The following is a 23,458-nucleotide window of genomic DNA, read 5'->3' as shown; positions in this document are numbered from 1 at the left end:
CCCAAGGGTTCCTCCGATAACGCAAGGTCTGGTTCGCCAGACATTGCGGGAGGCGCCCTCTGGGCGCGCGCGTTTTTCCGGTTCCGATAATTTCAACAAGCGAGGAGGATCGCCATGGGCGTGACCAATCGGTTGGCCTGTTACTCCGACCCCGCCGACCACTATTCCCACCGAGTGCGCATCGTGCTTGCAGAGAAGGGTGTCAGCGCCGAAATCATTTACGTGGAAGCTGGTCGCCAGCCGCCTAAACTGATTGAGGTGAACCCTTACGGCAGTCTCCCGACACTGGTCGATCGCGACCTGGCGTTGTGGGAGTCGACCGTGGTGATGGAATATCTGGATGAGCGTTACCCGCATCCGCCACTGATGCCGGTTTATCCGGTGGCGCGTGCCAACAGTCGTCTGCTGATTCACCGTATTCAGCGCGACTGGTGTGGTCTGGTGGATCTGATTCTTGATCCCAAGTCCAAGGAGGCCGCGCGTGTCGTGGCGCGTAAGGAATTGCGTGAAAGCCTGACGGGCGTGTCGCCGCTGTTTGCCGACAAGCCGTTTTTCCTCAGTGAGGAACAAAGTCTGGTGGATTGCTGCCTATTGCCAATACTCTGGCGTTTGCCGATTCTGGGTATTGAACTGCCGCGGCCGGCCAAGCCGCTGCTTGATTATATGGAGCGCCAGTTTGCGCGTGAGGCTTTCCAGGCGAGTCTGTCTGGCGTCGAACGCGATATGCGCTAAGGCTTAAGGAGCCGCTATGAACTCCAGTCGACCTTATCTGGTCCGCGCGCTCTACGAGTGGATTGTGGATAACGATTGCACCCCGCACATGCTGGTCAATTCCGAATACCCGGCAGTGCAGGTGCCGCAGGGCTTCGCCAGTGACGGGCAAATTGTCCTGAACATTTCGCCCAGCGCCGTGCGTCACTTGCACATGGACAACGACGTGGTGACCTTTGAGGGTCGCTTTGGTGGCGTTCCGCACAGTCTGTATGTGCCGATCAGCGCGATTCTGGGCATCTACGCCCGGGAGAACGGGCAGGGCATGGTGTTCGATCTAGAGTCGCCGATGGATGACGAAGACGATGTCGAACCCGATGACGACTTGCCGCCACCGGGCAGCGAGCCGCCGCGACCAAGCGGCCGGCCAAGCCTGAAAGTGGTGAAGTAATAAAAAAGGCGATCCGGATGGATCGCCTTTTTTGTGTCTGCTCGTCGCGTATCAGTCGATGTATTCGAACAGCTTCACGATTTTCTGCACACCGGAAACGCTCTGCACCAGGTTGGTCGCTTGTTGGGCTTCCTGCTTGGTCAGCAGGCCCAGCAGGTAGACGATGCCGTTCTCGGTCACGACCTTGATGCGCGAGCCGGGAATGCTGGCATCGGTCAGCATCTGGGTCTTGATCTTGGTGGTCAGCCAGGCGTCGTTCTGGCGGGCGAGGAAGCTCGACGGCGCAATCACTTGCAGCTCGTTGTGCACCTTCTTCACGCGCTGGACGTTGGCGGCGGCCTGTTCAGCCTTGGCCTTGAGGTCTTCGCGCGGCGTCTGGCCGGCGAGCAGCACCACGCCGTTGAAGCTGGTGACGACGATATGCGAGTCCTTGTCCAGGCCGGGGTCGGCCTTGGCCACGTTGACGCCGACTTTGGTCTCGATCAGCGAGTCGTCGATTTTGCTGCCGAAGGTTCGGGTGCCGCGGTCGTCTTCAATCGGCGCTTCACGGCTGGCATTCACCACCGAGGTGCAGCCGCTGATGCCGAGGCACAGGGTCAAGGCCAAAAGGCCAAGGCGATTAGGGGTCATTCTTCACTCCCGAACAGTTGGCTGTCGATCAGATCGCAGAGGCAATGGATCGCCAGCAGATGGACTTCCTGAATACGTGCAGTGACATGGGCCGGTACGCGAATCTCGACATCTTCAGGCAGCAGCAGCGAAGCCATGCCGCCGCCATCGCGGCCAGTCAATGCTACGACAATCATTTCGCGATCATGTGCGGCCTGGATCGCCTGAATAATGTTGGCCGAGTTACCGCTGGTCGAAATCGCCAGCAATACGTCGCCTGGTTGACCCAGTGCGCGGATCTGCTTGGAGAACACTTCGTTATAGCTGTAGTCGTTGGCGATCGAGGTGATCGTCGAGCTGTCGGTGGTCAGGGCGATGGCCGGCAGGCTCGGGCGTTCGCGCTCGAAGCGGTTGAGCAGCTCCGAGGAGAAGTGCTGGGCGTCGCCGGCAGAGCCGCCGTTGCCGCACGAAAGCATTTTGCCTTCGTTGAGCAGGGCGTTGACCATGATCTGGCTGGCTTGCTCGATGTGCGGTGCAAGTACGTCCATCGCCTGTTGCTTGGTGTCGATACTGGCCTGGAAAAGCTGGCGAATTCGGGATTGCATGTCCATCTGTGTGACCTTAAGTAGCGCGGCTGTTCGGCACGTGAATGTGCAGCCCGCAAAGCAAAGAGCAAAAATTGTCGGTGAAAGTGTCCGGGGTGGTGTGCAGAGAATCAACCATCGAACGCATTCTGCAACCAGTTCAATTGATCCGGGTGCCTGTCGATGGCCACCACGTCGAAGCGGCAAGGGGAGTCGGCCCAGCGTGACTCACGCTGAAGAAAATACTGTGCGGCGAAAATCAGTTTCTGCCGTTTGCGCTCATCGATGCTAGCGAGCGCGCCACCCCATTGAGTGTTTTTTCTGTAGCGGACTTCGACGAATACTACTGTATCGCCATCAAGCATGACCAGATCAAGCTCGCCCCGTTTGCATGACCAGTTCTGCGCCAGCAGGCGCAGACCGTGGTGTTGCAGATGCTCGAGCGCCTGGCGCTCGGCATCCTTGCCGCTCTGCAGGTGCGAGCCGTCGGGCATCAGCGCGGGGTGTCCGGCAGGCGTTGAACCTGACCGTTGACGAACTGCGCCCATGGCAACTGACGCACCACGCGTTGGGTCTGGGTCATGCCCAGGCTGCCCGACTGACCTTCGATGCGGCTGTCCGGCAGCGCCTTCAACTGACCCAGGCGCGGTGCCAGACGGTAGGCATCGACGCCCATGGCGTACAGGCGGCCGAGGCTGCCGGCCGCTTGTGGCCATTGCGCGGTGACTTGCTGGCGTAGCGGGTCATTGGCTTCCAGCAACCACGGGGTTTCGCAGAAGCGCACACCGTTCATGTCGTTGTACTGGTTCACATCGCCGCTGGCGCTGTAGACGTGGGACGTTGCGTACACCGGAACGTCACCGGCGTACTGGAAGTTCAGGGTCGGCTTGATCTGCTGCGCCTGTTGCGGGGTGGCTGCGAGGAAGATGAACTCGATGTCCTGACGACGCGACGGCTGCGCGGCTACGTTGGTGCCAGCGGCGTTCTGCAGGCTCTTGGCGCGGGCTTCGCTCTGACGCAGCTGGAACATGTCGGCGATCTGCTGGGCCAGTTGCACCGGCTGATCGACACGTTCGGTGGCGACGATGCTGCCGCCATTGGCCTGCCAGTCCTGGCTGAACGCACGCAGTACGCGGTCGCCCCATTCGCCTTTCGGCACCATGATCGCCGCGCGGTGCAGGCCGTCGGCGCGGGCACGACGCGAAACTTCGCGGGCTTCGTCTTCAGCCGCCAGGCCGAACTGGAACAGTTGCGCCGGACCTTGATCACCTTCGCTGTAGTTCAATGCGAGGGTGGTGATCGGCAGTTGCGGACGGGTGCTCAGTTGTTTGACCAGCGGTTTTTCCAGCGGGCCGACCACCAGTTGCACGCCGTCAGCCTGAGCCTTGCGGTAGAACTCGTCCATCGAGGTCAGCTTGGAGCTGTCGTAGAACTCGATGGCGGGCGGCTTCTGGCCGGCCTGTTGCGCTTGATAGTGCGCCGCCATGAAACCTTCACGCAGGGCCTTGCCGACCGAGGCCAGTGGGCCGTCTTGCGGCAGCAGCAGGGCGATCTTGCTCAGGGGCTGGCTGGCCAGTTCCTTGAGTTTGGTCAGGGGCAGCGGCAGGTTGATCGCAGCGGGGTGTTTTGGATTCTGTGCGCGCCAGGTATCGATTGCGGCTTGCTGCTGTTCCAGGGTGCCGGCAGTTTTCACTGCCAGGGCCAGGCCCATCCAGCCACCGAGATCGTCGGAGGTATTGGGTTGCAGTTGATCGGTTGGCAGCGAGGCGATCAGGGTCCAGATCGCTTCGTGGTTCTTGCTCGCGGCTTCGCCTTTGAGCATTGGCGCGATGAAGATGCGCTCGCGAGCCGCAGCCAGGGTCTGGCCATCGGCTTCCAGTGCGCGGGCATGCACGGTGCCGGTGCGCACTTGCTGATCTTCCGGCATTTCGCTCAGATGCTGCAGGCTCGGATGGCTCAGGGCCGTCAGCGCGGCTTTCGGCTGATTGCGAGTCATCGCCAGCTCAGCGGACAGGGTGCTGGCGAAGATCTGCTGGCCTGGCTTCAACTGCTCCATCGGCACTTGTTGCAGGATCTGCGCGGACTGGCCGGCGTTGCCCTGGCGATATGCCAGGTCTGCCGCACTCAAGCGCAACAGGGCGGCTTTTTCCGGCGTCTTGGCCTGGGTAGCCTGTTCGAGCAGTTGCTCGATGCTGGCATCCGGAGTCCGTGGAAGTTCGCCAAGGCTGGAGGAAGGGGAGCTGGCGCAGGCCGCCAGCAAGGCAGCGAGGCAGAGGGCAGTGAACAGCCGCAGGCAAGCGATCATGTAAGTGTTCCTGATACTCGATCAAATTAGCGTGGAATTGTACCCAAGCACTGGCCGGGGCGCGATGTTACTGGCGTGAATCAATCAATTTAGCTGGAGTAAATGTTGCAGCGGCGCACAACTGCGTGCAAAACCGCGCTTGGCTCATACGGTTCGCAAGCCTCGTGACGCGCTACAATGCCGGCTTTTACCGAACACGAGGTGTGCGCTTTGACTGCTCCAGGTCCTTTGAATTCCGCTGCTGGCTCGCTTTATGTGGTGGCGACGCCCATCGGCAACCTGGACGACATCAGCGCCCGGGCTCTGAAAATCCTTCGCGAAGTGGCGTTGATCGCCGCCGAAGACACACGGCACTCGGCGCGGTTGATGCAGCACTTCGGCATTGCCACGCCGTTGGCCGCCTGCCACGAACACAACGAACGTGATGAAGGTAGCCGCTTTATTACCCGTTTGCTGGCGGGCGATAACGTCGCGCTGATTTCCGATGCGGGGACGCCGCTGATCTCAGATCCGGGTTATCACCTGGTGCGCCAGGCACGGGCGGCGGGGATCAATGTGGTGCCGGTGCCGGGCGCCTGTGCTTTGATCGCGGCGCTGTCGGCGGCGGGCCTGCCCTCCGACCGATTCATCTTCGAAGGCTTCCTGCCGGCCAAGTCGGTAGGGCGCAAGGCGCGCCTGGAAGCAGTCAAGGAAGAGCCGCGCACGCTGATTTTCTACGAGGCCCCGCACCGTATTCTCGAATGCCTGCAGGACATGGAAGCCGTGTTCGGTGGAGAGCGTCAGGCATTGCTGGCCCGGGAAATCACCAAGACTTTCGAGACGCTTAAGGGGTTGCCGCTGGGTGAGCTGCGTGCGTTTGTCGAGTCCGACAGCAACCAGCAGCGCGGCGAGTGTGTGGTGCTGGTCGCCGGCTGGTCTGCACCGGAGTCCGAAGACGCCGTCAGCAGCGAAGCGATGCGCGTGCTCAATCTGTTGCTCGAAGAGATGCCGCTCAAGCGCGCTGCCGCCCTGGCCGCGCAAATCACCGGCGAGCGCAAAAACGTGCTGTATCAGGTCGCACTGGAACAGCAGAAGGGCGAGTAACCCGTCGCGCAGACGGGTTTCACGGCTATTAGCGCTTGTTCTTCGGGCGCTCTGCCGTTAACCTGCGCGGCGGAGAGTCGATCGGACAGTCGCTGCCCTCTATGAAAATTAGGGGGGGAGGAAAGTCCGGGCTCCATAGGGCGAAGTGCCAGGTAATGCCTGGGAGGCGTGAGCCTACGGAAAGTGCCACAGAAAATAACCGCCTAAGCGCTTCGGCGCCGGTAAGGGTGAAAAGGTGCGGTAAGAGCGCACCGCACGTCTGGCAACAGTTCGTGGCTAGGTAAACCCCACTTGGAGCAAGACCAAATAGGGTCCCAAGGCGTGGCCCGCGCTGGGACCGGGTAGGTTGCTAAAGATGTCCAGTGATGGCCATCGTAGACGAATGACTGTTCAAGACAGAACCCGGCTTACAGATCGACTCTCCACCTTTTTCTTTCCCTGCTTGAATCAATGGCATCAGGGCTGGTTATTATCGGCAGGCCTGCGCTAAAGTCCGGCAGCGGCAAATGCAGTAATAGCCATTTCCCACCTTGCTTCAATCAACAGCAGAAGCGCTTTTGTAATACCGAAAAAATCTTACTCTTAACAAATTACTTTAACTTCCGTGCGCAGCTTTCAGTGCTGCATCAAGTTATTGGTCAAAAGTGTCCGCCAAATTGTCGTTACCCCTCCTTTTAAGCTCCTAAATCTCCGTTCTGTAAGGGTTTTCCTTTGATCCGCGCCTTGACGGTGTGGTGGGCGCATTCCTATAGTGTGCGCAAGTGGCGGAAAGTGGCATGAAGTGGGTTTTTTGAGCTCAAAACGATAAAAATTGGAGAAACGCTGACGTGTTTCGCGGAGCTAACGCTATCAGTCTCGATGCAAAGGGCCGTCTCGCCATGCCGAGCCGGTACCGTGACGAGCTCGTTTCGCGTAGTTCCGGCCAATTGATCGTGACCATTGATGCCGTTGATCCGTGCCTGTGTGTCTACCCGCTCGACGAGTGGGAAATCATTGAAACCAAGTTGCGCGCACTCCCTTCGCTTCGCGAAGAGAACCGTCGCCTGCAGCGTTTATTGATTGGTAATGCCGTCGACCTCGAACTCGACGGCAGTGGTCGTTTTCTGGTTCCACCGCGTCTGCGCGAATACGCCAAGCTTGATAAGAAAGCGATGCTGGTGGGCCAACTGAACAAGTTCCAATTGTGGGACGAGGATGCATGGAACGCGGTGTCTGCCGCTGACCTTGCTGCTATTCAACAACCGGGCGCCATGCCTGACGAACTGCGTGATTTGATCCTGTGACTATTGATAGCGGCTTTAACCACATCACCGTACTGCTTGACGAAGCCGTCGAGGCTCTCGCCGTACGTCCTGATGGCTGCTATCTGGACGGTACGTTCGGGCGCGGCGGGCACAGTCGGCTGATCCTCAGCCAGCTCGGGACGGACGGTCGGCTCATCGGGTTCGACAAAGATCCACAAGCGATTGCCACCGGGCAAACGCTAGCGGCCGAAGACGGCCGCTTTGTCGTTGTGCAGCGCAGCTTTGCCGAGCTGGGTTCGGTGGTTGCCGAGCGAGGTCTGAGCGGCAAGGTCAGCGGTATCCTGCTCGATCTCGGCGTGTCTTCGCCGCAGCTCGACAACGCCGAACGCGGCTTCAGTTTCCTTAACGACGGCCCGCTGGACATGCGCATGGATCCGTCCCGTGGCATCAGCGCCGCCGAGTTCGTCAACACCGCGCCGGTGGAAGAAATCGCCCGGGTGTTCAAGGAATACGGCGAAGAACGTTTCTCCGGGCGCATGGCCCGTGCCGTGGCCGAGCGCCGCGACATCAAGCCGTTCGAGCGCACCGCTGATCTGGCCGAAGTCTTGAAAGTCGCCAACCCGGCGTGGGAGAAGGGCAAGAACCCGGCGACCCGTGCATTCCAGGGTTTGCGCATTCACGTCAACAACGAACTGGGCGATCTGGAAGCCGGCCTCGAAGCCGCACTGGATGCTCTGGAGATCGGTGGCCGTCTGGTGGTCATCAGCTTCCACTCGCTGGAAGACCGCATCGTCAAACTGTTCATGCGCAAGCTGGTGAAAGGCGAAGCCGACAACCTGCCGCGCAACCTGCCCGTGCGCCACGTGGCGTTCGAACCGAAAATCAAAATCCACGGCAAAGCGCAGACGGCCTCCGACGCCGAACTCAAAGCCAACCCACGTTCCCGTAGCGCTGTCATGCGTGTCGCGGAGAAGTTGCGGTGAGCAAGCTTTTCGCCAAGCCCCTGCCGGGCGGCAGCTTTATCATGCTGCTGCTGTTTATCGGCGTGCTCGTGTCGGCCATCGGCGTGTCTTACAGCGCGCACTGGAACCGCCAGTTGCTCAACAATCTTTATAACGAACTCAGCGTGCGCGACAAGGCGCAGGCCGAGTGGGGGCGCCTGATTCTCGAGCAAAGCACCTGGACTGCGCACAGCCGCATCGAAGTGCTGGCCACCGAACAACTGAAGATGCACATCCCTGGCGCGGCTGACGTGAAGATGGTGGCGCCATGATGAAACTCGAAGGGGCACTCTTCCCGTGGCGCTTCCGCCTGATGGTGGCACTGCTGGGCGTGATGGTCGCGGCGATCTGCTGGCGCATCATCGACCTGCAAGTGGTTGACCGTGACTTCCTCAAAGGTCAGGGCGATGCGCGCAGCCTGCGTCATATTCCGATTCCTGCTCACCGTGGTCTGATCACCGACCGTAACGGCGAGCCGTTGGCCGTGAGCACCCCGGTGACGACCCTGTGGGCCAACGCCAAGGAAATGCAGACCGCCAAAGAGAAGTGGCCGGCGCTGGCCGCTGCGCTGGGGCAGGATCCGAAAGCCCTGGCCGAACGTCTCGAAGCCCAGGCCAACAAAGAATTCATTTATCTGGTGCGCGGGTTGACCCCCGAGCAGGGCCAGGCTGTGCTCGACTTGAAAGTGCCGGGCGTTTACGGCATCGAAGAATTCCGCCGCTTCTATCCGGCCGGTGAAGTTACCGCGCACATGGTCGGCTTTACCGACATTGACGATCACGGGCGTGAAGGCGTCGAGCTGGCCTACGACGAGTGGCTGGCCGGTGTCCCGGGCAAGCGGCAGGTCATCAAGGATCGGCGCGGTCGGCTGATCAAGGATGTCCAGGTCACCAAGAACGCCAAGGCCGGCAAGCCCTTGGCGTTGTCGATTGACCTGCGTCTGCAATACCTGGCCAACCGCGAGCTGCGCAACGCGATCATCGAGAACGGCGCCAAGGCCGGTAGCCTGGTGATCATGGACGTGAAGACCGGCGAGATTCTCGCCATGGTCAACCAGCCCACCTACAACCCGAACAACCGTCGCAACCTGCAGCCGGCGATGATGCGTAACCGCGCGATGATCGACGTGTTCGAACCGGGTTCGACCATGAAAGCGATCTCGATGAGTGCCGCGATCGAAACCGGCCGCTGGAAACCGAGCGACACCGTCGAGGTGTACCCAGGCTCCCTGCAGATCGGCAAGTACACCATCAAGGACGTGTCGAAGACCGAAGGTCCGGTACTCGACCTGACCGGCATTCTGATCAACTCCAGTAACGTCGGCATGAGTAAGGTCGCGTTCGATATTGGTGGCGAAACCATTTTCCGCCTCGCGCAGAAAGTCGGCCTCGGCCAGGACACCGGCCTCGGCTTCCCGGGCGAGCGCGTCGGCAACCTGCCGAACTACCGCGAATGGCGCAAGGCTGAAACCGCGACGCTGTCCTACGGCTACGGTATTTCCGTGACCGCGATCCAGTTGGTGCACGCGTTCTCGGCGCTGGCCAACAACGGTCGTCTCGCACCGCTGACCCTGATCAAAACCGACAAGCCGCCGCAGACCACCCAGGTACTGCCGGAAGCGGTCGCGAAAACCATGCAAGGCATGCTGCAGCAAGTGATTGAAGCACCGCGCGGCGTGTTCCGTGCGCAGGTGCCGGCGTATCACGTGGCCGGCAAGTCGGGTACTGCACGTAAAACGTCGGTGGGCACCAAGGGCTACGCCGAAAACTCGTACCGTTCGTTGTTCGCCGGTTTCGGCCCGATGAGCGATCCGCGTTACGCCATCGTGGTGGTGATCGATGAACCGTCCAAGGCAGGTTACTTCGGTGGTCTGGTGTCGGCACCGGTGTTCAGCCGCGTGATGTCCGGCACCCTGCGTCTGATGAACGTGACCCCGGACAACCTGCCGACCACCCAACAGGCCAACGCTACCCCGGTCGTTCCGCTGAAAGCCAATGGAGGGCGCGGCTGATGTCTCTGAGTCTGAACAAGATATTCCCCCACGCCGGCCACGATCTGCTGATCCGTGAGTTGGCGCTGGACAGCCGCAACGTACGCGCGGGTGACCTGTTCCTCGCCGTGCCGGGCGGCAAGTTCGATGGCCGTGCGCACATCGCCGATGCCTTGCAGCGTGGCGCGGCGGCAGTTGCCTATGAAGTGGAAGGCGCCACCGTGCTGCCGATCACCGAAGTGCCGCTGATCCCGGTCAAAGGCCTGGCGGCGCAGCTGTCCGATATCGCCGGGCGCTTTTATGGTGAGCCAAGCCATCATCTGAACCTGGTCGGGGTCACTGGCACCAACGGCAAAACCAGCGTGACCCAACTGGTTGCGCAGGCTCTGGATCTGCTCGGCCAGCACTGCGGCATCGTCGGTACGCTGGGTTCCGGCTTTTATGGCGCGCTGGAAAGCGGTCTGCACACCACGCCGAATCCGATTGCCGTGCAAGCAACCTTGGGCGACCTGAAAAAGGCCGGGGCCAAAGCCGTGGCCATGGAAGTGTCGTCACACGGTCTGGACCAGGGCCGCGTTACCGCATTGGCATTTGATGTGGCGGTGATGACCAACTTGTCCCGCGATCACCTGGATTATCACGGCACCATGGAGGCGTACGCCGAGGCCAAGGCCAAGCTGTTCGCCTGGAATGACCTGAAGTGCCGCGTGGTCAACCTCGACGACGATTTCGGCCGGCAACTGGCCGCCGATAAACGCGATTCGCGCCTGATCACTTACAGCCTGCTCGACAGCAGCGCCTACCTGTTCTGCCGTGAAGCGCAGTTCGATGACCACGGCGTGCGCGCCACGCTGGTCACGCCGCAGGGCGAGCATCACCTGCGCAGCACGCTGCTCGGTCGTTTCAACCTGAGCAACGTACTGGCGGCAGTCGGCGCCTTGCTCGGTCTGGATTACGCCCTCGACGAAATTCTCAAGGTGCTGCCGAAACTCGAAGGCCCGGCCGGACGCATGCAGCGTCTGGGTGGCGGCACTCAGCCGCTGGTGGTGGTCGATTACGCCCACACCCCGGATGCCCTGGAAAAAGTTCTGACTGCATTGCGCCCACACGTCAAAGGCCAGTTGCTGTGCCTGTTCGGCTGTGGCGGTGATCGTGATCGCGGCAAGCGTCCGCTGATGGCCGAAGTGGTCGAGCGTCTGGCTGATCGCGTGCTGGTCACCGATGACAACCCGCGTACGGAAGATCCGGCACAGATTTTCGACGACATCCGCGCCGGTTTCAGCGCTGTGGATAAAGTTACTTTCGTCGCCGGCCGTGGTCAGGCGATTGCCCAACTGATCGCAGGTGCTTCAGCGGATGACGTGATCGTGCTGGCCGGTAAAGGTCACGAGGACTATCAGGAAATCAACGGCGAGCGGCACGCTTTCTCCGATCTGGTCGAGGCCGATCATGCCCTCACCGCGTGGGAGGTGGCCCATGCTTAAGGCCCTGACATTGAGCGAACTGACCAACGTGCTCGACGCCCGTCTGATCAGCAGCGATGCCAGTTTCGATGGCGTCAGCATCGACAGCCGTGCGATCACCGCTGGCCAACTGTTTATTGCCCTGACCGGTCCGCGCTTCGATGGTCACGACTATCTGAACGACGTCGCCGGCAAGGGCGCGGTCGCGGCACTGGTCGAGCGCGAAGTACCCGACAGTACCTTGCCGCAACTGCTGGTCAAGGATACCCGCCAGGCCCTCGGCCAGTTGGGTGCGCTGAACCGTGCCGCATTCACCCAGCCAGTCGCGGCCATCACTGGCTCCAGCGGCAAGACCACGGTCAAGGAAATGCTCGCGAGCATTCTGCGTACCCGCGGTCCGGTGCTGGCGACGCGCGGCAATCTGAACAATGATCTGGGCGCACCGCTGACCCTGCTCGAACTGGCCCCGGAACACACCGCCGCCGTGATCGAACTGGGCGCTTCGCGTCTGGGCGAAATCGCCTACACCGTCGGGCTGACCAAGCCACACGTGGCGATTCTCAACAACGCCGGTACCGCCCACGTTGGCGAGTTCGGCGGGCCGGAAAAAATCGTCGAAGCCAAAGGCGAGATCATCGACGGGCTGGCAGCGGATGGCATCGCTGTGCTCAATCTCGATGACAAGGCCTTTGGTATCTGGAAGCTCCGCGCCGGCGCACGCAAAGTGCTGACCTTCTCCCTGAACAATCCTCAGGCAGACTTCTACGCCAGCGACCTGAGCACCGATGCCCGGGGCTGCCCGGCCTTCAACCTGCATACACCTGAAGGTGTGGAGCACGTTCAGCTGAACCTGCTCGGCACCCATAACGTGGCCAACGCCATGGCTGCCGCCGCTGCCGCTCACGCCCTGGGCGTGTCGCGGTTCGGCATTGCCACCGGGCTTGGCGCGGTACAACCGGTCAAGGGTCGCACCGTCGCGCAACTAGCGAAGAACGGCATGCGCGTGATCGATGACACTTACAACGCAAACCCCACCTCCATGTGCGCGGCCGTTGATATACTCGCCGGCTTTTCCGGCCGCACCGTCCTGGTGCTCGGAGATATCGGCGAGTTGGGCGACTGGGCGGAGCAGGGGCACCGCGACGTGGGCGAATATGCCCGGGGCAAGGTTTCCGCGCTTTACGCGGTCGGGCCGAACATGGTCCACGCCGTGAACGCATTCGGCAAAGAGGCGCATCACTTCGGCACGCAAGCCGAACTGATCCAGGCCCTCGACGCCGAGCAGGACACAAACACCACCATTTTGATCAAGGGTTCGCGCAGTGCAGCGATGGAAAACATCGTTGCGGCTCTGTGCGGGTCCAGTCTGGAGAAACATTAATGCTGCTGCTGCTAGCGGAGTATCTGCAACAGTTCTACAAAGGCTTCGCGGTCTTCCAGTACCTGACCCTGCGCGGGATCCTCGGTGTGCTGACCGCGCTGGTTTTGTCGCTGTGCTATGGCCCGTGGATGATCCGCACCCTGCAGAACCGTCAGATCGGCCAGTCCGTTCGTAATGACGGCCCGCAATCGCACCTGTCCAAGTCGGGTACGCCAACCATGGGTGGCGCACTGATTTTGTCTTCCATCGGTGTCAGCACCCTGCTGTGGGCTGACCTGAGCAACCGCTACGTCTGGGTCGTGCTGCTGGTGACGCTGCTGTTCGGTGCCATCGGCTGGGTCGACGACTACCGCAAAGTGATCGAGAAGAACTCCCGTGGCTTGCCAAGCCGCTGGAAATATTTCTGGCAGTCGGTCTTTGGCCTGGGCGCAGCGATCTTCCTTTATATGACCGCGACCACGCCGGTTGAGACCACGCTGATCCTGCCGATGCTCAAGGACTACAGCATTCCGCTGGGCGCCGGTTTCATCGTGCTGACCTACTTCGTGATCGTCGGTTCGAGCAACGCGGTCAACCTGACCGACGGCCTCGACGGTCTGGCGATCATGCCAACCGTGATGGTCGGCGGCGGTCTGGGGATCTTCTGCTACCTGTCGGGTAACGTGAAATTCGCTGAATACCTGCTGATCCCTTACGTGCCGGGTGCGGGCGAACTGATCGTGTTCTGCGGCGCGCTGATCGGTGCCGGTCTGGGCTTCCTCTGGTTCAACACCTACCCGGCGCAAGTGTTCATGGGCGACGTCGGTGCTCTGGCACTGGGCGCGGCACTGGGCACCATCGCAGTGATCGTCCGTCAGGAAATCGTCCTGTTCATCATGGGCGGCGTGTTCGTGATGGAAACCCTGTCGGTGGTTATCCAGGTTGCCTCTTTCAAGCTGACCGGGCGCCGTGTGTTCCGCATGGCACCGATTCACCACCACTTTGAACTCAAGGGCTGGCCCGAGCCACGCGTGATCGTCCGTTTCTGGATCATCACCGTGATTCTCGTGTTGATCGGCCTTGCCACCCTGAAGCTGAGGTAGAACGAGTGTCTCTGATCGCTTCTGACCACTTCCGCATCGTTGTCGGCCTCGGCAAGAGCGGCATGTCCCTGGTTCGCTTCCTGGCGAACCGGGGCGTGTCGTTTGCCGTCGCCGATACGCGGGACAATCCACCGGAACTGGCCACGCTCAAGCGTGACTATCCGCACGTGGAAGTGCGTTGTGGCGAGCTGGACGTCGAATTCCTGTGCCGTGCCGACGAGCTCTACGTGAGCCCTGGCCTGGCGCTGGCGACCCCGGCCCTGCAAGCCGCTGCCGCCCGTGGCGTGAAAATGGCCGGCGACATCGAGTTGTTCGCGCGTAACGCGCGGGCGCCGATCGTGGCCATCACCGGTTCCAACGCGAAGAGCACCGTCACCACTCTGGTCGGCGAGATGGCGGCTGCGGCCGGCAAGCGCGTCGCGGTGGGCGGCAACCTCGGTACGCCAGCACTGGAATTGCTCAGCGATGACGTCGAGCTGTACGTGATGGAGCTGTCGAGCTTCCAGCTGGAAACCACCGACCAGCTCAACGCTGAAGTGGCCACCGTGCTCAACATCAGCGAAGACCACATGGACCGCTACAGCGGCCTGCCAGCGTATCACCTGGCCAAGCACCGGATCTTCCGTGGTGCGAAGCAGTTCGTGGTCAACCGTCAGGATGCACTCAGCCGTCCGCTGATCGGCGAAGGCCAGCCATGCTGGACCTTCGGCCTGAACAAACCGGATTTCAAGGCCTTCGGCCTGCGCGAAGAAGACGGCGAGAAATACCTGGCCTTCGAATTCCAGAACCTGATGCCGGTGCGCGAACTGAAAGTACGTGGCGCGCACAACCAGGCCAACGCCCTCGCGGCGCTGGCGCTGGGGCATGCGGTCGGCCTGCCGTTCGACGCCATGCTTGATGCCCTGCGTAACTTCACCGGCCTCGAACACCGCTGCCAGTGGCTGCGTGACCTCGACGGCGTCGGTTACTACAACGATTCCAAAGCCACCAACGTCGGCGCCGCTCTGGCTGCCATCGAAGGCCTGGGTGCGGACATCGACGGCAAGGTTGTGCTGATTGCCGGCGGCGATGGCAAGGGTGCCGAGTTCAAGGATCTGCGTGATCCAGTGGCGGCCAACTGCCGCGCCGTGATCCTGATGGGCCGCGACTCCGACAAGATCGGCGAGGCCATCGGTGACGCCGTGCCACTGATTCGCGCGACCTCGCTGGTCGACGCCGTTGCGCAATGCCGCGCGGTCGCCCAGTCGGGTGACGTGGTGCTGCTGTCGCCGGCTTGCGCCAGTTTCGACATGTTCAAGAATTACGAAGACCGTGGTCACCAGTTCGTCCGCGCCGTGGAGGATCTGGCATGAGCCTGCGCAATATCATCAAGCCGTACCCGTCGCCGATCATCACCGGCCGTGGCATCGACCTCGACTTCCCGATGCTCGCCGGTTGCCTGGCGCTCCTGGGCCTGGGCCTGATCATGATCGCCTCGGCCTCCACTGAAGTGGCGGCGGCGCAGTCGGGCAGCGCGCTGTATTACATGATTCGCCACCTGATCTACGTGGCACTGGGCCTCGGCGCGTGCATCATCACCATGATGATTCCGATTGCCACCTGGCAGCGTCTGGGCTGGATGATGCTGATCGGCGCATTCGGTCTGCTGGTGATGGTGATCGTCCCGGGGATCGGCCGTGAAGTGAACGGGTCGATGCGCTGGATCGGTTTCAGCTTCTTCAACGTTCAGCCGTCCGAGATCGCCAAGGTGTTTGTGGTGATCTACCTCGCCGGTTATCTGGTGCGTCGGCAGAAAGAAGTGCGCGAGAGCTGGATGGGCTTCTTCAAGCCGTTCATCGTGCTGCTGCCGATGGCGGGTCTGTTGCTGATGGAGCCGGACTTCGGTGCCACCGTGGTAATGATGGGGGCTGCGGCGGCGATGCTGTTCCTCGGCGGAGTCGGGCTGTTCCGCTTCTCGCTGATGGTGGTTCTCGCAGTCGGGGCCGTGGTCTTGCTGATTCAGATGCAGCCCTACCGGATGGCGCGTCTGACTAACTTCGCCGACCCGTGGGCCGACCAGTTCGGCGCGGGTTATCAGTTGTCGCAGGCGTTGATTGCCTTCGGTCGCGGTGAGTGGCTGGGCGTTGGCCTGGGCAACAGCGTGCAGAAACAGTTCTACCTGCCTGAAGCGCACACCGACTTCGTGTTCTCCGTACTTGCCGAAGAGCTGGGTGCGGTGGGTTCGCTGTGCACCGTGGCGCTGTTCGTCTTCGTCTGTATTCGCGGCATGTACATCGGTCTGTGGGCCGAGAAGGCCAAGCAGTTCTTCGCCGCTTATGTGGCTTACGGTCTGTCGTTCCTGTGGATCGGTCAGTTCCTGATCAACATCGGCGTGAATGTCGGCCTGTTGCCGACCAAGGGCCTGACCCTGCCGTTCCTCAGCTATGGCGGTAGTTCCCTGGTGATCTGCTGTGCCTGCCTCGGCTTGTTGCTGAGGATCGAGTGGGAGAGTCGAACCCACCTGGGCAGTGAGGAGATGGAATTCCATGAGAGCGACTTCGCCGAGGAGCCGAACCATGGGCGCTAACGTATTGATCATGGCCGGCGGCACCGGCGGCCATGTGTTCCCGGCGCTGTCCTGTGCCCGCGAATTCCAGGCGCGCGGCTACACCGTGCACTGGCTCGGCACGCCACGCGGAATCGAAAACGAACTGGTGCCGGCTGCAGGTCTGGAACTGCACCGCATCAATGCCACCGGGTTGCGTGGCAAGGGCAAGCTGTCGCTGCTCAAGGCACCGTTCATGTTGCTCAAGTCGGTGTGGCAGGCGCGGGCGGTGATTCGCAAGTTGCGTCCAGTCTGCGTGGTCGGCTTCGGTGGTTATGTGACCGGGCCTGGCGGGATTGCCGCGAAACTGGCCGGTGTGCCGGTGATCGTTCACGAGCAGAACGCCGTGGCCGGCACCGCCAATCGGTTGCTGGTGCCGTTCGCCGCCCGGGTGTGTGAAGCGTTCCCCGACACCTTTACTCTGTCGGACACCCGCCGTACCACCGGAAATCCGGTGCGCAGCGAGCTGTTCCTCGAAACATCGCGACCGGCTCTGGCTGGGCGCAAAGCGCGTTTGCTGATCCTCGGCGGAAGCCTGGGCGCAGAACCGTTGAACAAGTTGCTGCCTGAAGTCCTGGCGCAAGTCCCTGCCGATTTGCGTCCGGAAGTGTTTCATCAGGCCGGCAAAAACCACGATGAAGTGACTGCAGAGCGCTACCGCGCCGCCGGCGTCGATGCGCAGGTGCAGCCGTTCATCAAAGACATGGTCCAGGCCTATGGCTGGGCTGACCTGGTGGTGTGCCGCGCTGGCGCGCTGACCATCAGTGAGCTGGCTGCCGTTGGTCTGCCCTCGATGCTGGTGCCTTTGCCCCACGCGATCGACGATCACCAGACCCGCAACGCCGATTATTTGGCCCGTGAAGGCGCAGCCTTCGTGATGCCGCAAAGAACGACTGGTGCCGCGGACCTTGCCGCGCGCCTGACAGAGGTCTTGATGCAACCGCAACGACTCGAAGAAATGGCCCAAGCGGCCCGCCGTCTGGCCAAACCCGATGCCACCCGTAGCGTGGTCGATACCTGCCTGGAGGTGGCTCATGGTTGAGAATCAGAAAGCCATGCCACAACCGGAAATGCGCCGCATCCGTCGCATCCACTTCGTCGGTATCGGCGGCGTGGGCATGTGCGGCATCGCTGAAGTGTTGTTGAACCTGGGCTATGAAGTGTCCGGTTCCGACCTGAAGGCTTCGCCGGTGACCGAGCGTCTGGAATCGTTCGGTGCGCACATCTATATCGGTCACCGTGCCGAGAACGCCGCTACCGCTGACGTGTTGGTGGTGTCGAGTGCTGTCAACACTTCCAACCCGGAAGTGGCGACGGCTCTTGAGCGCCGCATTCCGGTGGTGCCACGTGCCGAAATGCTCGCCGAGCTGATGCGTTATCGCCACGGCATTGCCGTCGCCGGTACCCACGGCAAAACCACCACCACCAGCCTGATCGCTTCGGTGTTCGCGGCCGGTGGCCTCGATCCGACCTTCGTCATCGGTGGCCGACTGAATGCGGCGGGCACCAATGCCCAGCTCGGCACCAGCCGCTACCTGATCGCCGAAGCCGACGAAAGCGACGCGAGTTTCCTGCACCTGCAACCGCTGGTGGCCGTGGTCACCAACATCGACGCCGACCACATGGCGACCTACGACGGTGACTTCAACAAACTGAAGAAAACCTTCGTCGAGTTCCTGCACAACCTGCCGTTCTACGGTTTGGCGGTGATGTGCCTGGACGATCCGGTGGTGCGTGAAATCCTGCCGCTGGTCAAGCGTCCGACCGTGACCTACGGCTTCAGCGAAGACGCCGACGTGCGTGCCATCAATGTGCGTCAGCAGGGCATGCAGACCTTCTTCACCGTGCTGCGCCCGGATCGCGAGCCGCTGGACGTGTCCGTGAACATGCCAGGCAACCACAACGTGCTCAACTCGCTGGCGACCATCTGCATCGCCAGCGACGAAGGGGTCAGCGACGAAGCCATCGTCCAGGGCCTTTCCGGGTTCCAGGGCGTTGGCCGACGCTTCCAGGTCTATGGCGAACTGCCGGTGGACGGCGGCAACGTGATGCTGGTCGACGACTACGGTCACCACCCGACCGAAGTCGCGGCCGTGATCAAAGCCGTGCGCGGTGGCTGGCCGGAGCGCCGTCTGGTGATGGTCTACCAGCCGCACCGTTACAGCCGCACCCGTGACCTGTACGACGATTTTGTCAATGTACTGGCCGATGCCAACGTGCTGCTGCTGATGGAAGTCTATCCGGCCGGCGAAGAGCCGATCCCGGGCGCGGACAGCCGCAAGCTGTGCAACAGCATCCGTCAGCGTGGTCAGCTCGACCCGATCTACATCGAGCGCGGTGTCGATCTCGCGCCGCTGGTCAAGCCGCTGCTGCGTGCCGGCGACATCCTGCTGTGCCAGGGTGCCGGGGATATCGGCGGTCTCGCGCCGAAGCTGTTGAAAAGTGAATTGTTCGCCGGCGCCGTGGCGGCGTCGGTCGAGGGGAAGTTGAAATGACTGCTGCCTACGCCAACCTGTTCTCCACCATCGCGCCGAAAGATTTCGGCCGTGTCGCCGTGCTGTTCGGTGGCATGAGTGCCGAGCGTGAGGTTTCGCTGAAATCCGGTAACGCCGTGCTCGACGCGCTGCAAAGCGCGGGCGTGGACGCGTTCGGGATCGACGTCGGCGAGGATTTTCTGCAGCGTCTGCTGAATGAAAAGATCGACCGCGCGTTCATCATTCTCCACGGTCGTGGCGGTGAAGACGGCTCGATGCAGGGCCTGCTCGAATGCGCCGGTATTCCGTACACCGGCAGCGGCATCCTCGCTTCGGCACTGGCGATGGACAAACTGCGCACCAAGCAGGTCTGGCACAGCCTCGGGATTCCGACGCCGCGTCACGCTGTGCTGTGCAGCGAAGCCGATTGTATTTCCGCGGCGACGGAACTGGGCTTCCCTTTGATCGTCAAACCGGCGCATGAAGGTTCAAGTATCGGGATGGCCAAAGTGAGTTCTGCGTCCGAGTTGATCGACGCATGGAAAGCGGCCAGTACCTACGATTCGCAAGTCTTGGTTGAACAATGGATTCAAGGTCCGGAGTTCACCATCGCCACTCTGCGTGACCAGGTGTTGCCTCCTATCGCCCTGGGTACACCGCACACGTTCTACGACTACGACGCCAAGTACATCGCCAACGATACCCAGTACCGCATTCCGTGCGGGCTGGATGCCGCTAAGGAGCAGGAACTCATGGATCTCACGGCCAAGGCCTGTGAGGCGCTGGGTATTGCCGGTTGGGGCAGGGCGGACGTGATGCAGGACGCCGACGGACAGTTCTGGTTCCTGGAAGTGAACACCGCACCGGGCATGACCGATCACAGTCTGGTGCCGATGGCGGCCCGTGCTGCCGGTCTGGACTTCCAGCAACTGGTTCTGGCCATTCTGGCCGCCAGTGTTGAAGGCTCCGGTAACACAGAGGCGCGAGGTTAAGACCATGCAAGGCGCTCATCTCAGACATCAGCCACCCGCACCCGGCCGCAAGCCGGTGCCGCGGGGTGCCAGCCGAATGGTGGCCAAAGAGCCGATGTCCGCGCGCCTGCCGAAAGCCAATTTCGGCTTTCTGAAAAGCCTGTTCTGGCCGGTGCTGCTGGTGGCGCTCGGGTTCGGTACCTACGAAGGCGCGCAGCGTTTGCTGCCTTACGCTGACAGGCCGATCACCAAGATCGCCGTGCAGGGCGACCTGAGCTACATCAGTCAGCAAGCGGTGCAGCAGCGAATCGCCCCGTACGTGGCGTCGAGCTTCTTCACCATTGATCTGGCCAGCATGCGTACCGAGCTTGAGCAGATGCCGTGGATCGCCCACGCCGAAGTACGCCGGGTGTGGCCGGATCAGGTGGTGATCCGCCTCGAAGAGCAACTGCCGGTGGCCCGTTGGGGCGACGAGTCGCTGCTCAATAACCAGGGTCAGGCCTTCACGCCAAAGGAGTTGGCGAACTACGAACACCTGCCACAGCTGTTCGGCCCACAACGGGCCCAGCAGCAAGTGATGCAGCAGTATCAGGTGCTGAGCCAGATGCTCCGGCCGCTGGGCTTCTCGATCGCGCGCCTGGAGCTGCGTGAACGTGGCAGCTGGTTCCTGACCACCGGTGCCGGCAGCTCCGGCCCCGGCATCGAGTTGCTGCTGGGACGCGGCAACCTGGTGGAAAAGATGCGCCGCTTCATTGCCATCTATGACAAGACGCTTAAAGACCAGATTACGAACATTGCGCGCATCGATCTGCGCTACGCCAACGGCCTCGCTGTTGGCTGGCGGGAACCAGTAGCGCCGACGACAGCCCAACCCGCTGTCGCAAAGAATTAAGAAGAGGCAGGACCCATGGCAAACGTGCAAAGCGGCAAAATGATCGTCGGTCTGGATATCGGCACCTCCAAGGTGGTGGCGCTGGTAGGCGAGGTCGCGGACGACGGCACGCTGGAAATCGTCGGTATCGGTACTCACCCGTCCCGCGGCCTGAAGAAGGGCGTGGTGGTGAACATCGAGTCCACCGTGCAATCGATCCAGCGCGCGATCGAAGAAGCCCAACTGATGGCGGGCTGCCGCATTCACTCGGCGTTCGTCGGCGTGGCCGGCAATCACATCCGCAGCCTGAACTCCCACGGCATCGTGGCGATTCGTGACCGCGAAGTGAGCTCGGCTGACCTGGAGCGCGTACTCGACGCCGCCCAGGCCGTGGCGATCCCGGCTGACCAGCGCGTGCTGCACACCCTGCCGCAGGATTACGTGATCGATAACCAGGAAGGCGTCCGCGAGCCTCTGGGCATGTCCGGCGTCCGTCTGGAAGCCAAGGTTCACGTGGTCACCTGCGCCGTCAATGCTGCCCAGAACATTGAAAAATGCGTGCGTCGCTGCGGTCTGGAAATCGACGACATCATTCTCGAGCAACTGGCCTCGGCCTACTCGGTACTGACCGACGACGAAAAAGAGCTGGGCGTGTGCCTGGTCGACATCGGCGGCGGCACCACCGACATCGCGATCTTCACCGAAGGCGCGATCCGCCACACCGCGGTGATCCCGATTGCCGGTGATCAGGTGACCAACGACATCGCCATGGCTTTGCGCACCCCGACCCAGTACGCCGAAGAGATCAAGATCCGCTACGCCTGCGCCCTGGCCAAACTGGCCGGTGCCGGCGAAACCATCAAGGTGCCGAGCGTTGGCGACCGTCCACCGCGCGAACTGTCGCGTCAGGCCCTGGCCGAAGTGGTCGAGCCGCGTTACGACGAACTGTTCACCCTGATCCAGGCCGAACTGCGTCGCAGCGGCTACGAAGACCTGATCCCGGCGGGCATCGTCCTGACCGGCGGTACGTCGAAGATGGAAGGTGCCACCGAACTGGCTGAAGAAATCTTCCACATGCCGGTGCGCCTGGGCGTGCCGCATGGCGTGAAGGGCCTGGATGACGTGGTGCGCAACCCGATTTATTCCACTGGCGTGGGCTTGTTGATGTACGGCCTGCAGAAGCAGTCCGACGGGATCTCGTTCTCGGGCATCGGCAGCCGCGACAGCTACAGCAACGATGAGCCACAGGCACCGTTGCTGGACCGATTGAAGAAGTGGGTTCAAGGCAACTTCTAACGCTTTACCGCAACACCGCTACAAAAATGCAGTAGGCGAAAAAACTAGAGAATGTAAGGAGAGGGAAAATGTTCGAACTCGTAGACAACATCCCCGCAAGCCCGGTAATCAAAGTTATCGGTGTTGGCGGTGGCGGCGGCAACGCTGTCAACCACATGGTCAAGAGCAACATCGAAGGCGTCGAATTCATCTGCGCCAACACTGATGCTCAAGCGCTGAAAAACATCGGCGCGCGCACCATCCTGCAACTGGGCACCGGCGTGACCAAAGGTCTCGGCGCTGGCGCCAACCCTGAAGTAGGTCGTCAGGCCGCTCTCGAAGACCGTGAGCGCATTGCCGAAGTCCTGCAGGGCACCAACATGGTGTTCATCACCACTGGCATGGGCGGCGGTACCGGTACCGGTGCTGCACCGATCATCGCCGAAGTGGCCAAGGAAATGGGCATCCTGACCGTTGCGGTCGTGACCCGTCCGTTCCCGTTCGAAGGCCGCAAGCGTATGCAGATCGCCGACGAAGGCATCCGCATGCTCTCCGAAAGCGTCGACTCGTTGATCACTATCCCCAACGAGAAGCTGCTGACCATCCTCGGTAAAGACGCAAGCCTCTTGTCGGCTTTCGCCAAGGCTGACGACGTACTGGCCGGTGCCGTTCGCGGTATCTCCGACATCATCAAGCGTCCGGGCATGATCAACGTCGACTTCGCCGACGTGCGTACCGTGATGAGCGAAATGGGCATGGCGATGATGGGCACTGGCTGCGCCAGCGGTCCGAACCGTGCGCGTGAAGCGACCGAAGCGGCCATCCGCAACCCGCTGCTGGAAGACGTGAACCTGCAAGGTGCACGCGGCATCCTGGTGAACATCACCGCCGGTCCTGACCTGTCCCTGGGTGAGTACTCCGACGTGGGTAGCATCATCGAAGCCTTCGCTTCCGAGCACGCAATGGTCAAGGTCGGTACCGTTATCGATCCGGACATGCGCGACGAACTGCACGTCACCGTGGTTGCCACCGGTCTGGGCGCGAAAATCGAGAAGCCTGTGAAGGTCATCGACAACACCGTTCACACCTCCATGGCTGCCGCTCAGGTTCAACAACCTGCTCCTGCGCGTCAGGAAGCTCCGGCGGTGAACTACCGTGACCTGGACCGTCCGACCGTCATGCGCAACCAGGCTCAGGCCGGTGCTGCGACTGCCGCGAAGATGAACCCGCAGGACGATCTGGATTACCTGGACATCCCGGCATTCCTGCGTCGTCAGGCCGATTGATGGAATGTATCAGGGCTATGACGGTGATTGGTGTTCAGCAAAGGCTCGGTCTGCTATTATCGCCAGCCTTTGTTGATACCAGTTCGCAATTTG

Annotated in this window: 22 protein-coding genes and 1 other RNA gene; 19 read left to right on the top strand and 4 right to left on the bottom strand. The window is 61.5% G+C overall.

Annotated elements, in window-relative coordinates; translation table 11 throughout:
• Positions 1-114 precede the first annotated feature (114 nt).
• Together ACOYXI_RS14270 and ACOYXI_RS14265 are read left to right on the top strand one after the other, a co-directional pair.
• Positions 115-732 (top strand): glutathione S-transferase N-terminal domain-containing protein, encoded by a 618-nt coding sequence (locus tag ACOYXI_RS14270; RefSeq protein ID WP_007961620.1) that lies wholly within the window; start codon positions 115-117, stop codon positions 730-732.
• A gap of 16 nt (positions 733-748) precedes the next feature.
• Positions 749-1,162 (top strand): ClpXP protease specificity-enhancing factor, encoded by a 414-nt coding sequence (locus ACOYXI_RS14265; RefSeq protein WP_135296535.1) that lies wholly within the window; start codon positions 749-751, stop codon positions 1,160-1,162.
• A 51-nt stretch (positions 1,163-1,213) separates the two neighbouring features.
• Here the strand turns inward: ACOYXI_RS14265 and ACOYXI_RS14260 are convergent, their stop codons facing one another.
• The 4 genes from ACOYXI_RS14260 to ACOYXI_RS14245 form a co-directional block, all read right to left on the bottom strand.
• Positions 1,214-1,792, bottom strand: coding sequence for a BON domain-containing protein (locus ACOYXI_RS14260; RefSeq protein WP_007961621.1), 579 nt, complete (start codon positions 1,790-1,792; stop codon positions 1,214-1,216).
• A complete protein-coding gene (locus ACOYXI_RS14255) occupies positions 1,789-2,382 on the bottom strand; it encodes a phosphoheptose isomerase (RefSeq protein WP_007961622.1) in 594 nt (197 codons plus the stop codon). The genes ACOYXI_RS14260 and ACOYXI_RS14255 overlap by 4 nt, the downstream gene beginning before the upstream one ends.
• 104 nt (positions 2,383-2,486) lie before the next feature.
• Positions 2,487-2,849 (bottom strand): YraN family protein, encoded by a 363-nt coding sequence (locus ACOYXI_RS14250; protein ID WP_027612188.1) that lies wholly within the window; start codon positions 2,847-2,849, stop codon positions 2,487-2,489.
• Positions 2,849-4,660 carry a penicillin-binding protein activator gene (locus ACOYXI_RS14245; RefSeq protein WP_003228032.1) on the bottom strand — a complete coding sequence of 604 codons (1,812 nt, stop codon included), beginning with the start codon at positions 4,658-4,660 and terminating at the stop codon, positions 2,849-2,851. Before ACOYXI_RS14245 ends, ACOYXI_RS14250 begins: the two co-directional genes overlap by 1 nt.
• Positions 4,661-4,837: 177 nt before the next feature.
• On the opposite strand from ACOYXI_RS14245, the gene rsmI reads away from it, so the two are divergent.
• From rsmI to ftsZ, 17 genes are all read left to right on the top strand, one after another.
• Positions 4,838-5,743, top strand: coding sequence for a 16S rRNA (cytidine(1402)-2'-O)-methyltransferase (gene rsmI / locus ACOYXI_RS14240; RefSeq protein WP_135296533.1), 906 nt, complete (start codon positions 4,838-4,840; stop codon positions 5,741-5,743).
• Positions 5,744-5,816: 73 nt separating this feature from the next.
• Positions 5,817-6,169, top strand: an RNA gene (rnpB, locus tag ACOYXI_RS14235) — RNase P RNA component class A.
• Positions 6,170-6,570: 401 nt separating this feature from the next.
• Positions 6,571-7,026, top strand: coding sequence for a division/cell wall cluster transcriptional repressor MraZ (gene mraZ / locus ACOYXI_RS14230; RefSeq protein ID WP_003228026.1), 456 nt, complete (start codon positions 6,571-6,573; stop codon positions 7,024-7,026).
• Complete coding sequence (rsmH, locus tag ACOYXI_RS14225; protein ID WP_167734174.1) at positions 7,023-7,970, top strand: 16S rRNA (cytosine(1402)-N(4))-methyltransferase RsmH; 948 nt, start codon at positions 7,023-7,025, stop codon at positions 7,968-7,970. Before mraZ ends, rsmH begins: the two co-directional genes overlap by 4 nt.
• On the top strand, positions 7,967-8,260 hold the full coding sequence (gene ftsL / locus ACOYXI_RS14220) for a cell division protein FtsL (RefSeq protein ID WP_007961627.1): 294 nt from the start codon (positions 7,967-7,969) through the stop codon (positions 8,258-8,260). Before rsmH ends, ftsL begins: the two co-directional genes overlap by 4 nt.
• Positions 8,260-9,999, top strand: coding sequence for a peptidoglycan D,D-transpeptidase FtsI family protein (locus tag ACOYXI_RS14215; protein ID WP_171061849.1), 1,740 nt, complete (start codon positions 8,260-8,262; stop codon positions 9,997-9,999). The genes ftsL and ACOYXI_RS14215 overlap by 1 nt, the downstream gene beginning before the upstream one ends.
• Positions 9,999-11,462, top strand: a complete 1,464-nt coding sequence (locus tag ACOYXI_RS14210; protein ID WP_134787304.1) for a UDP-N-acetylmuramoyl-L-alanyl-D-glutamate--2,6-diaminopimelate ligase — start codon at positions 9,999-10,001, stop codon at positions 11,460-11,462. Before ACOYXI_RS14215 ends, ACOYXI_RS14210 begins: the two co-directional genes overlap by 1 nt.
• Positions 11,455-12,822: a UDP-N-acetylmuramoyl-tripeptide--D-alanyl-D-alanine ligase gene (locus tag ACOYXI_RS14205; RefSeq protein WP_134787303.1), complete on the top strand. Its 1,368-nt coding sequence runs from the start codon at positions 11,455-11,457 to the stop codon at positions 12,820-12,822. Before ACOYXI_RS14210 ends, ACOYXI_RS14205 begins: the two co-directional genes overlap by 8 nt.
• A complete protein-coding gene (gene mraY, locus ACOYXI_RS14200) occupies positions 12,822-13,904 on the top strand; it encodes a phospho-N-acetylmuramoyl-pentapeptide-transferase (RefSeq protein ID WP_025109289.1) in 1,083 nt (360 codons plus the stop codon). Before ACOYXI_RS14205 ends, mraY begins: the two co-directional genes overlap by 1 nt.
• A gap of 5 nt (positions 13,905-13,909) precedes the next feature.
• Positions 13,910-15,256 (top strand): UDP-N-acetylmuramoyl-L-alanine--D-glutamate ligase, encoded by a 1,347-nt coding sequence (gene murD, locus ACOYXI_RS14195; protein ID WP_098965541.1) that lies wholly within the window; start codon positions 13,910-13,912, stop codon positions 15,254-15,256.
• The gene (ftsW, locus tag ACOYXI_RS14190) at positions 15,253-16,470 is read left to right on the top strand and encodes a putative lipid II flippase FtsW (protein WP_003228018.1); all 1,218 of its coding nucleotides are present in this window, start codon (positions 15,253-15,255) and stop codon (positions 16,468-16,470) included. Before murD ends, ftsW begins: the two co-directional genes overlap by 4 nt.
• Positions 16,460-17,530: an undecaprenyldiphospho-muramoylpentapeptide beta-N-acetylglucosaminyltransferase gene (gene murG, locus ACOYXI_RS14185; protein WP_134787302.1), complete on the top strand. Its 1,071-nt coding sequence runs from the start codon at positions 16,460-16,462 to the stop codon at positions 17,528-17,530. The genes ftsW and murG overlap by 11 nt, the downstream gene beginning before the upstream one ends.
• Positions 17,523-18,983 (top strand): UDP-N-acetylmuramate--L-alanine ligase, encoded by a 1,461-nt coding sequence (gene murC, locus ACOYXI_RS14180; protein ID WP_025109285.1) that lies wholly within the window; start codon positions 17,523-17,525, stop codon positions 18,981-18,983. The genes murG and murC overlap by 8 nt, the downstream gene beginning before the upstream one ends.
• A complete protein-coding gene (locus tag ACOYXI_RS14175) occupies positions 18,980-19,954 on the top strand; it encodes a D-alanine--D-alanine ligase (protein ID WP_027612179.1) in 975 nt (324 codons plus the stop codon). Before murC ends, ACOYXI_RS14175 begins: the two co-directional genes overlap by 4 nt.
• Before the next feature lie 4 nt (positions 19,955-19,958).
• A complete protein-coding gene (locus tag ACOYXI_RS14170) occupies positions 19,959-20,825 on the top strand; it encodes a cell division protein FtsQ/DivIB (RefSeq protein ID WP_007961636.1) in 867 nt (288 codons plus the stop codon).
• A gap of 15 nt (positions 20,826-20,840) precedes the next feature.
• Positions 20,841-22,100: a cell division protein FtsA gene (gene ftsA / locus ACOYXI_RS14165; RefSeq protein ID WP_003228014.1), complete on the top strand. Its 1,260-nt coding sequence runs from the start codon at positions 20,841-20,843 to the stop codon at positions 22,098-22,100.
• A gap of 68 nt (positions 22,101-22,168) precedes the next feature.
• On the top strand, positions 22,169-23,365 hold the full coding sequence (gene ftsZ, locus ACOYXI_RS14160) for a cell division protein FtsZ (protein WP_007961637.1): 1,197 nt from the start codon (positions 22,169-22,171) through the stop codon (positions 23,363-23,365).
• The last annotated feature ends 93 nt before the right edge of the window (positions 23,366-23,458 follow it).

The organism is Pseudomonas sp. G3-19, assembly GCF_054855875.1.
This window is presented reverse-complemented; position numbering and strand designations above follow the sequence as displayed.

Excerpts from the sequence above, each read along its gene's own strand:
- ACOYXI_RS14270 (WP_007961620.1), top strand. The coding sequence starts at position 115 with ATGGGCGTGACCAATCGGTTGGCCTGTTACTCCGACCCCGCCGACCAC.
- ACOYXI_RS14265 (WP_135296535.1), top strand. The coding sequence starts at position 749 with ATGAACTCCAGTCGACCTTATCTGGTCCGCGCGCTCTACGAGTGGATT.
- ACOYXI_RS14260 (WP_007961621.1), bottom strand. The coding sequence starts at position 1,792 with ATGACCCCTAATCGCCTTGGCCTTTTGGCCTTGACCCTGTGCCTCGGC.
- ACOYXI_RS14255 (WP_007961622.1), bottom strand. The coding sequence starts at position 2,382 with ATGGACATGCAATCCCGAATTCGCCAGCTTTTCCAGGCCAGTATCGAC.
- ACOYXI_RS14250 (WP_027612188.1), bottom strand. The coding sequence starts at position 2,849 with ATGCCCGACGGCTCGCACCTGCAGAGCGGCAAGGATGCCGAGCGCCAG.
- ACOYXI_RS14245 (WP_003228032.1), bottom strand. The coding sequence starts at position 4,660 with ATGATCGCTTGCCTGCGGCTGTTCACTGCCCTCTGCCTCGCTGCCTTG.
- rsmI (WP_135296533.1), top strand. The coding sequence starts at position 4,838 with ATGCCGGCTTTTACCGAACACGAGGTGTGCGCTTTGACTGCTCCAGGT.
- ACOYXI_RS14215 (WP_171061849.1), top strand. The coding sequence starts at position 8,260 with ATGAAACTCGAAGGGGCACTCTTCCCGTGGCGCTTCCGCCTGATGGTG.
- ACOYXI_RS14210 (WP_134787304.1), top strand. The coding sequence starts at position 9,999 with ATGTCTCTGAGTCTGAACAAGATATTCCCCCACGCCGGCCACGATCTG.
- ACOYXI_RS14205 (WP_134787303.1), top strand. The coding sequence starts at position 11,455 with ATGCTTAAGGCCCTGACATTGAGCGAACTGACCAACGTGCTCGACGCC.
- mraY (WP_025109289.1), top strand. The coding sequence starts at position 12,822 with ATGCTGCTGCTGCTAGCGGAGTATCTGCAACAGTTCTACAAAGGCTTC.
- ftsW (WP_003228018.1), top strand. The coding sequence starts at position 15,253 with ATGAGCCTGCGCAATATCATCAAGCCGTACCCGTCGCCGATCATCACC.
- murG (WP_134787302.1), top strand. The coding sequence starts at position 16,460 with ATGGGCGCTAACGTATTGATCATGGCCGGCGGCACCGGCGGCCATGTG.
- murC (WP_025109285.1), top strand. The coding sequence starts at position 17,523 with ATGGTTGAGAATCAGAAAGCCATGCCACAACCGGAAATGCGCCGCATC.
- ACOYXI_RS14175 (WP_027612179.1), top strand. The coding sequence starts at position 18,980 with ATGACTGCTGCCTACGCCAACCTGTTCTCCACCATCGCGCCGAAAGAT.
- ACOYXI_RS14170 (WP_007961636.1), top strand. The coding sequence starts at position 19,959 with ATGCAAGGCGCTCATCTCAGACATCAGCCACCCGCACCCGGCCGCAAG.
- ftsA (WP_003228014.1), top strand. The coding sequence starts at position 20,841 with ATGGCAAACGTGCAAAGCGGCAAAATGATCGTCGGTCTGGATATCGGC.
- ftsZ (WP_007961637.1), top strand. The coding sequence starts at position 22,169 with ATGTTCGAACTCGTAGACAACATCCCCGCAAGCCCGGTAATCAAAGTT.